We start from the raw sequence: 8,508 nt of genomic DNA, 5'->3' as shown, positions 1-8,508 counted from the left end.
CCTCTCATCCGTGGTGGCCTTCCTCCAGACCGAGGACGAAGCCACTGCCAGCCGTGTCGCCGAAGACTATTACGGGCTGGTGGCCACCGCCCGCCCCGGCAACACGGAAGAAGGCCGCATCGCCACCGGCCTGGCCGCGGGGGTGATCGAGCAGAGTAAGCAGCGCACCGTCCACACGACAGCCACGGGCTCCGGGCACGCCTACAAGTACGGCTACATCGGCGGCTTCGTGCGCGCGTTCTGGGAGCTGCACGTGCATGAAGGCCACGCCAACCTGTATCCGGCGTGGAAGCCCGTCTCCAACCCGCGCGAGCGCGTGGACGACCGGGACACATACGTCATCAACAGTGCGCTGCGGGGACGGCTGGCGTAGCGGCCGGCTCACCGTTAGTGCTGCGGCCATGTCCCAAGCAGCGGCATGAGGCAAAAGCCGGCCGAATAGCGCGAGGCTAAACGCCGCGACGGGATACGCAGGATACGGCCTGTTCATTTATTCATTGACAAGCGCCTTGGCGGCCACGATGCATGTGTTCCGGATCGCTCAGCGCAAACCGACTGTCGGTTCGCGTTCAGCATGAGATTCAAAATCGATCATGAATCAATAGCTTAGCCCGTCACGGGTCAGCGTGCTTTGAACCGCTGTCTCATCTAAGTTTGAACTATCGGTTTTCTGTAGCGATCAAAGTTGAACTTTTCGCCCAGAGCCGGGCAGCGGTGGGCCGCAACCACGACGTGACGCGCAACCGGCGCTGGCATATCCTCCGCTGACAGATCCACCCCACGAAAAAATGCGTCGGCTTAGCCACAGGCAAATCTTCCTCGACGTCTTGCGCCTCTACTTTGCGCCGCTGGTCGGCGCGGTGCGCGGCGCCTTCAGAGAAGTTGCTGTCGTCCGCAGGAGCATCGAGCGCCGAAAGCGCCTGGAAGCGGGCCCCGCCGAGCGGTGATTTTGGAACCACCATCTCGCTCAACGGTGCACTGATGGGGGAGGCGCCGCATGCGGCGCGAAGCGCTGCGCGATGCCCAAGAGCTCTGCGTTCAGAGCCTCGGCCGTTGGCGAGACGTGCGCTTCGCGGTGGCAGTTGGGGCACAGCGCGACGCAGTTCCAAACTCGGTCGCTCTTCTCCACGCCAAGGATGTGGTGCACATCGAGAAAGCCGGCATAGGGCCTGGTCTCGCCGCATGACGGTCGTTCACATCCAGCAGCACGCCTAAGCACGGCCAGCCGGACGCGGTGATCCCGCTTGACTTCAGACCTCATGGCCAATCGTCGTGCTGCGCCGTCAGCCCCGAGAGAAGCGTAGTCCACGCCGGGGCAGTCGTCGAAAGTGTCATCGTCTGAATCGGCCAGGGTGACCATAGCCACCTTCACCAGGTCTACGACGTCGGGCCATGCCCACAAGGCATCAGCCACGCGGTGCGCAGCGGTGGTTCGGTCATCCTGGAGCCACAGCGTGGGGCTCGATCCGTTGGTCGCGTGGTTCTTGCGGATGCGGCCCATCAGGCCATCGCGTTGCAAATCCGCGCTGATTTCGCGCTGCCGCTGCCAGATCGCGGCCAGTGCTTCGGAAGGGATCAGAGCTGCCATCGCAAAGGCGCCTGCATCCCGTTGAACGAAAAGGCTGTGAGTGACGTCATGCGCGCGATCCCTTTCCTGGATGAAGCGGAGCGTGCCGTCCCAGTCGCCGTCGATCAGACGCGCGCGGAGCTGGGCGGCTGCGTACTTCTGCTCGCTGGAGTTCCGACCGTCGCGGCGCCAGCACAGCCGCACGCGCATCTTGATGAGCTGGCCCTCGGGAGTGAGCGCGGAGATGAACTGCTCAATGGCGGTGCCCGCGATGTTTTCCTTGTCTTCCAGAACACGGTAGCCGCGACTGTTCAAGAACGGCGCTACCGCATCGCGCGCCTCCCGTTCTGCGGCTAGGCTGGCATCGCTACGAAACGGTCGCTTCTTGGTCGCCACGCTCATCCTCGCTCCCTCTTTGTCGGGTCGTGTGGTGGAGGATTTTCTCGATAGCATCAGCAGATCGACAGGGGGAATGCCTTGAGCAACGACGAAAACGTCGCCGGCCGCGCAGTGGCCATCTACTGGGATTTTGAGAACCTACATGCAGGGTTGATCGAAGCCAAGTACGGCGAAGGGGCGTACGCCAAACAGGACAATCGTTTCAGGGCGCAGGAGCCGTTGGTCGATGTACAGGCCGTCGTCGAACTGGCGGCGTCCTTCGGCCCAGTGGCGATCAATCGCGCCTACGGCAACTGGCAGTTCTTCGGTCGCTACCGAGACGCGCTGCTACAGAACGCCGTCGAGTTGATCCAGCTGTTTCCGCCCGGCGCGTCGGCCAAGAACGGCGCCGACATCAAGCTCTGCCTGGACGCCGCAGAGGACATCAACCGCTTCGGACACATCGGCACGGTCATCATCGTTGGCGGTGACAGCGACTTCATGCCCGTCGCGCAGAAGATCAAGGCGGCGGGTCGCACATTGGTAGGCGTCGGCAACCGCAAGAACACCAACAAGCACTGGGCAAAGAGCTGCCATGAGTTCCGCTACTACGACACCCTCATTGAGCCAGCCCCCGTAGAGCAGCCAATACAGCCGTCCGAAGAAGAGGCTGTGCCAGCGGCGATTGATCCTGCAGCGGACGTGTTGCGGCGTGCCATCCGCCTGCTCGCTGAGTCAAAGGGTGAAGCTTGGGTCCACAAGGCCAATGTTTGGCCCATGGTCAAACGGCTCGATTCAACGTTCGACCTCAAAGGCCACGGCTATGGAAGCTTCAGTGAAATGCTGAAGGCCATGGACACCATCGTCGAGGTCAAGAAGGGCGATGGAGACCACCTGCTCCGGCTGCGATAGCTGGATCGGACTTCGGGAGGCCGCCTCAGGATTGCCGCCGCAGCGCCTCCCAAGTGATCCCGAACTTCAGCAGGTACTTGCGCAGCCTGTCCGCGTCATTGACCACGGCGCGCTGCTTGCGCGACTGATCAAACAGCCGCCGACCCGCGTCGGACAAGCTCTGCGATTGCTGGCATACGCGCAGCACGGCCTCGAGTTGAAGCCGGTCGAAAAGATCCAGTTCCTGCTCGGCGCCATCAGGCATCAAGTCGTCGAGCMGAACGTCGGACGTTGTGGCTTCATCGGCGCGCTGCCAGAGCCATCGAAGCCGCTGGATCTCAGCCTCGACCAGCTTGGTCGATATGCGCCCGCCATCCGCAAGCGTCCCCATCCGCGTCACGCTGGCCATCAAGTCACGGAAGTTGCCGGTCCAGAGCGCCTCTCTGGACTTGGTGAACTGCAGATAGCTTGCCTTGGCCTCGGCGTTGAACCGCACGGCTCGTCCTGATTCGGCCACGTAGCGGGCGAGCAGGTGGTCGACATTGGGCTCGATGTCCTCCGGACGCTGAGCAAGCCCAGGCAGGGTGTAAGACCAGAGGTTGATGCGCGCGAAAAGATCTTCCCTAAACCGGCCCTGCGCGACGTCGATGCGGAGGTCGCGGTTCGTGCCGGCGATCAGCTGGAAGTCGCTGCTGACCTCACGGTCGCTTCCCATAGGAAAGAAGCGCTTCTCTTCCACGGCCTTGAGCAGCATGGCTTGCTCGTCCAGGCCGAGCTCGCCGATCTCGTCGAGGAACAGGACGCCCTGGTGCGCGGTGCGCAGCAGGCCGGCGCGGTCCGCGGCGGCGCCGGTGAACGCGCCTTTCTTGTGACCGAACAGGGTGGACGCAGCGCTGTCGCCCCGCAGCGTCGCGCAGTTGACCTCGACGAAGTCACCCTGCACCTGATGCCTCGACTTCTTCAGCTCGAACATGCGCCGCGCCAGGTGCGACTTGCCGGCGCCCGTCGGGCCGGTCAACAGGATCGGGGCTTGCGACCGCACGGCCACACGCTCGATCTCCTCGATGAGCGCATTGAAGCGCTGGTTCCGCGTCGGTATGCCGCTCTTCAGAAACTCCAGCGCCTCGGCGTGCGCCTGGTTGAAGCGCTGCGCCAGCACGTCGTAACGAGACAGGTCCAAGTCGATCAGCGCGTAGCTGCCTGGGTTGTCTCGCTGCTGCTTCTTGGGCGGTGCGGTCTGCAGCAGCACGCCAGGGATGAAGCGCGACTCGACCATCAAGAACATGCAGATCTGGGCGACGTGCGTGCCGGTTGTGATGTGCGCCCAGTACTCCTCGTGCGCCGGATCGAAGCGATAGCTGCGCGCCCAGTCATACAGAGCGGCGTACATCTCCCCGAAGTCCCACGGGTCAGCGACGTCCATGGGCACCAAGTTCACGGCCGTGTCCGGCGACACGTTGGCGATGTCGGTTGCCAGGATGTGGGCCAGCGCCTCGTGTCTCGTCGAGTAGAGCAGCTCGATCCGATCTATCAGCGTGTCTTCATGCTGAACCAACGAGATCGTCGGCCGCCACTTCTCCCAGCGGCCGGCGCCTTGACCTGAGTCCAACTGGGTGCCCATGAAGCCGATGACAACCTTCTTCTTTGCCATATCTAAAATAATATTTAACTAGCAAAGATTCTAGTTTGCCGCGACCCTGAGAAAGAGTGAAGAACGCGGGAAGCGCTCGCCGCCGCTATTCTTCTAGGCAAATCAATAACTTACCCGCTTCGGCACCGAATGAACCGTCGGCTGGCACGCCCATTGCAATAAGAAGAGCACGAACAACAAGTTGAATGCAAAAGAGGAGAACCTCATGGTCAACMCGCAGCTCTTCCACACGATCAAAGGCGCCCTGCTGCCCACCGCCACGGCGCGCAACGCTCACCAAGCTCCGGCCTACGCCTTCGGCCCCCGCCATCAGCTGGCGCAGCTGGCAGCCACCGGTTGCCTGAGCCAGACCTTCTACGCCAACGCCGAGAAYCAACTCGACCAAGTGCTGGCATTGGCCCAGAAGCTCGAGCCCGCCTTCGTCGCCAAGACCGCGATCTACGGCCGCCAATCCGGCCACATGAAGGACATGCCGGGTCTGCTGGCGGCCAGCTTGGCCGTGAGCGACGTCGCGCTGTTGAACCAGGTGTTCTCTCGCGTCGTCGACAACGGCAAGATGCTGCGCAACTTCGTGCAGATCCTGCGCAGCGGTGCCGTGGGTCGCAAGTCGCTGGGTTCCCGCCCGAAGAAGCTGGTTCAGCACTGGCTGCTGACGGCCTCCGAGAAGCAACTGCTGAACGCAGCTGTGGGCAACACGCCTTCGCTGGCGGACGTGGTCAAGATGGTTCACCCGAAGCCCGCTGAGGCGTGGCGTGCGGCGTGGTTTGCATGGCTGATCGGCAAGCCGGTCGATGAAGCGGCACTGCCGCCCATCACCCAGGCGTTCGAGCGCTTCAAGCGTGACATCGCCCAAGGCGTGCCCGCCGAAGTGCCGGACGTGCCGTTTCAGATGCTGACCGCGCTGGAGCTGAACGCGGCGCAATGGGCACAGATCGCTCGCTCGGGCTCGTGGCAGATGGTGCGTCAGAACCTGAACACCTTCGCCCGGCATGGCGTCTTCAACCTCCCCGGCATGGCCGAGGCGGTGGCCGCCAAGCTGAGCGATGCGCAAGCCGTGGCCAAGGCGCGGGTGATGCCGTATCAGCTGATGTCCGCCTTCATGGCGACCGGCGAGTCGGTGCCTGCCCAGGTTCGCGATGCGCTGCAGGATGCGATGGAACTGGCGCTGGTCAACGCGCCCAGCCTGGCGGGTCGTGTCGTGGTGTGCCCTGACGTGTCGGGCTCTATGAGCTCGTCCGTGACCGGTTATCGCGGCTCGGCGACCTCCAGCGTGCGTTGCATCGACGTGGCTGCCCTGGTGGCTGCTGCGGTGCTGCGCAAGAACCCGCAGGCCCGTGTGCTGCCGTTCGAACAGGATGTGGTGAAGCTGTCGCTGAACGCTCGTGACTCGGTCATGACCAACGCCCAGGCGCTGGCCAAGATCGGTGGCGGCGGTACCAACTGCAGCGCGCCGCTGGCTCTGCTGAACCGGCAGGGTGCCGAGGTGGACCTGGTGATCCTGGTCTCGGACAACGAGTCCTGGGTCGACGCCAACCGGCGCGGTGCGACGCAGACCCTGCGCGAGTGGGAAGTGCTGAAGCAGCGCAACCCGAAGGCGCGCCTGGTCTGCATCGACATCCAGCCGACGGCGACCACGCAGGCGGCGGAGCGGCACGACATCCTGAATGTCGGCGGCTTCTCGGATGCGGTGTTCACCATGGTGGCGAACTTCGCCGCCGGCAAGATGGACGCCGAGCACTGGGTCGGTGAAATCGAAAAGGTGTCGTTGGCCGCCCAGTAGGGCCACGACACCGCCAATTGGAAGGTGTCCCAGGCGAATGCCTGCAGGAGTACAGCGCAACTTGGTCGCGCGGGCCCGCAAGCCCGCAACGGAGAACCCGTAGGCCGCTCTTGCAACTCTCGTCGCCTGGGACACCAACCTCACAACAGAACACGCGTCGTCGCGTGGCGAATGCAGGTGGGACTACATCCAAAACGTGTCTCACCGACTGTTTGTCGCCACGCGGGGGCCACCAGGTTTTGCGCGAATGCTGGCAGGACTACATCTGGAACGCCGGGGGTTCGAATCCTCAACCGGGAAACCGGCATGGCAGTGTCTTGCCCCTCTTGTCGCGCTTTTTTGAGATGCCTTGCTGCGAATGCAGGTGGAACTACAGACTTTTAATCTCGTGGTCGCGGGTTCGAGTCCCGCCGGTCCCAAATCAGGGGGACCGTAGCTCAGTGGTAGAGCACGACGTTTCACTACTCCTTGTCGCGGCAGGGCATCACCTTTGATTTCGGGCGCGCTGGCACAGAAGGGAGCGCCACTGCCAAAAATGATTGACATGCCGGCAGCCTGGGTAGCACCAGGTGCAGCAGGCAAGTTGGTCGGCGAGCACGGTTGAGGATGCAGGTGCCGGCTCCGATGACGGGTCGTCACTGGCGCGCGTTTCCAATCGCCGACGATGCCACTGGCCTAGAAACCGTGGTTGCTGCATTGATGCGGGTTCGAATCCCGTCGCGTCCACCAACAAATTCCGAAGAGAACACCATGAACTACAACATCGAACAACCCGAAGGCGGCGTGCCCATCAAGATGTGGACCAAGGGCGTCCCCGTGGAAGACGAAGCCAAGAAGCAGCTCGCCAACGCCGCTCGCCTGCCCATCGTCTTCAAGCACATCGCAGCCATGCCGGACGTGCACCTGGGTATCGGTGCGACCGTCGGTTCGGTGATCCCGACGCTGAAGGCCATCATTCCGGCTGCCGTGGGTGTGGACATCGGCTGCGGCATGATGGCTGCGAAGACCACGCTGCGTGCTGAAGACCTGCCCGACAACCTGGGCCCGCTGCGCTCGGCCATCGAGAAGGCCGTGCCGCACGGCTCGGCGCCCAAGCATCGTGGCCGTGACCCCGGTAGCTGGGAGAACCCGCCCGAGACGGTGGACCAGATCTGGGCCACGCTGGTCGACGAGTTCAACGCGCTGTGCGAGCTGCACCCACGCTTGAAGAACACGAACAACCGCAAACACCTGGGCACGCTGGGCACGGGCAACCACTTCATCGAGGTGTGCCTCGACGAGGCTGGCTTCGTCTGGTTCATGCTGCACTCGGGCTCGCGCGGCGTGGGCAACGCCATCGGTACGCACTTCATCGAGCTGGCCAAGAAGGACGCCGAGCGCAACATGCGCAATCTGCCGGACAAGGACCTGGCCTACTTCGAGGAAGGCGCCCAGTACTTCGGCGACTACGTGCGCGGCGTGTCCTGGGCTCAGAAGTTCGCAATGAAGAACCGCGAAGTGATGATGACCAACCTGATCGCCACCGTGCGCTCGGTCATCGCCAAGCCCTTCGAGGCTCACGTCGAGGCGGTGAACTGCCATCACAACTATGTGCAGCAGGAGCGCCACTTCGGGCAGGACGTGTTCGTAACCCGCAAGGGCGCGGTGAGCGCCAAGCGCGGCGAGATGGGCATCATCCCGGGCAGCATGGGTGCGCGCAGCTACATCGTTCGTGGCCTGGGCAACCCGGAGAGCTTCGAGAGCTGCAGCCACGGCGCGGGTCGCGTGATGAGCCGCACCAAGGCCAAGAAGATGTTCACGGTCGAGGACCAGGTCAAGGCGACCGAGGGCGTCGAGTGCCGCAAGGACGCCGACGTCATCGACGAGATCCCGATGGCCTACAAGGACATCGACGCCGTCATGGCCGCACAGAGCGACCTGGTGGAGGTGGTGCACACCCTGAAGCAGGTCGTGTGCGTGAAGGGATAGATGGGTGAGGGCCCGTGCCCTCACCCACATCAGAACAAGAAGAGAAAGACATGATCGAAATTGACGGCTCCGTCGGCGAGGGCGGAGGGCAAATCCTGCGGACTTCACTGGCCCTGTCCATGTGCACGGGCCAGCCCTTCGCGCTGAACAAGATTCGCGCGGGTCGCGCCAAGCCGGGCCTGATGCGCCAGCACCTGACCTGCGTGAACGCCGCGGCCGAGATCTGCGGCGTAGAGGTCCAGGGCGCCGAGCTGAATTCGCAGTCCCTGACGT

8 protein-coding genes are annotated in these 8,508 nt (G+C 63.3%); 5 read left to right on the top strand and 3 right to left on the bottom strand.

The window, feature by feature from the left end; translation table 11 throughout:
* The coding region (locus ACXJKR_RS17540) for a hypothetical protein (protein ID WP_457323907.1) at nt 1–373 on the top strand (373 nt) is incomplete at its 5' end.
* 286 nt (nt 374–659) lie between these two features.
* On the opposite strand, the gene ACXJKR_RS17535 is transcribed toward ACXJKR_RS17540, so the two are convergent.
* Both ACXJKR_RS17535 and ACXJKR_RS17530 read right to left on the bottom strand, forming a co-directional pair.
* Nucleotides 660–971, bottom strand: coding sequence for a hypothetical protein (locus tag ACXJKR_RS17535; protein ID WP_457323906.1), 312 nt, complete (start codon nt 969–971; stop codon nt 660–662).
* Entirely contained in the window at nt 968–1,969 is a 1,002-nt protein-coding gene (locus ACXJKR_RS17530) for an HNH endonuclease (protein ID WP_457323905.1), read from the bottom strand. The genes ACXJKR_RS17535 and ACXJKR_RS17530 overlap by 4 nt, the downstream gene beginning before the upstream one ends.
* 75 nt (nt 1,970–2,044) lie before the next feature.
* Here ACXJKR_RS17530 and ACXJKR_RS17525 point away from each other — a divergent pair, with 75 nt between their 5' ends.
* Entirely contained in the window at nt 2,045–2,857 is an 813-nt protein-coding gene (locus ACXJKR_RS17525; protein ID WP_457323904.1) for an NYN domain-containing protein, read from the top strand.
* Between the two features lie 25 nt (nt 2,858–2,882).
* On the opposite strand, the gene rtcR is transcribed toward ACXJKR_RS17525, so the two are convergent.
* A complete protein-coding gene (gene rtcR / locus ACXJKR_RS17520) occupies nt 2,883–4,487 on the bottom strand; it encodes an RNA repair transcriptional activator RtcR (RefSeq protein ID WP_457323903.1) in 1,605 nt (534 codons plus the stop codon).
* Nucleotides 4,488–4,692: 205 nt separating this feature from the next.
* Here rtcR and ACXJKR_RS17515 point away from each other — a divergent pair, with 205 nt between their 5' ends.
* From ACXJKR_RS17515 to ACXJKR_RS17505, 3 genes are all read left to right on the top strand, one after another.
* Entirely contained in the window at nt 4,693–6,267 is a 1,575-nt protein-coding gene (locus ACXJKR_RS17515; RefSeq protein WP_457323902.1) for a vWA domain-containing protein, read from the top strand.
* A 750-nt stretch (nt 6,268–7,017) separates the two neighbouring features.
* Nucleotides 7,018–8,235 (top strand): RtcB family protein, encoded by a 1,218-nt coding sequence (locus tag ACXJKR_RS17510; protein WP_457323901.1) that lies wholly within the window; start codon nt 7,018–7,020, stop codon nt 8,233–8,235.
* 50 nt (nt 8,236–8,285) lie between these two features.
* A partial coding sequence (locus tag ACXJKR_RS17505; RefSeq protein ID WP_457323900.1) for an RNA 3'-terminal phosphate cyclase occupies nt 8,286–8,508 on the top strand: 223 nt, incomplete at its 3' end.

The organism is Roseateles sp. P5_E11 (assembly GCF_054049355.1).
This window is presented reverse-complemented; position numbering and strand designations above follow the sequence as displayed.

Coding starts and splice junctions, on each gene's coding strand:
- ACXJKR_RS17530 (WP_457323905.1), bottom strand. CDS start 1,969: ATGAGCGTGGCGACCAAGAAGCGACCGTTTCGTAGCGATGCCAGCCTA.
- ACXJKR_RS17510 (WP_457323901.1), top strand. CDS start 7,018: ATGAACTACAACATCGAACAACCCGAAGGCGGCGTGCCCATCAAGATG.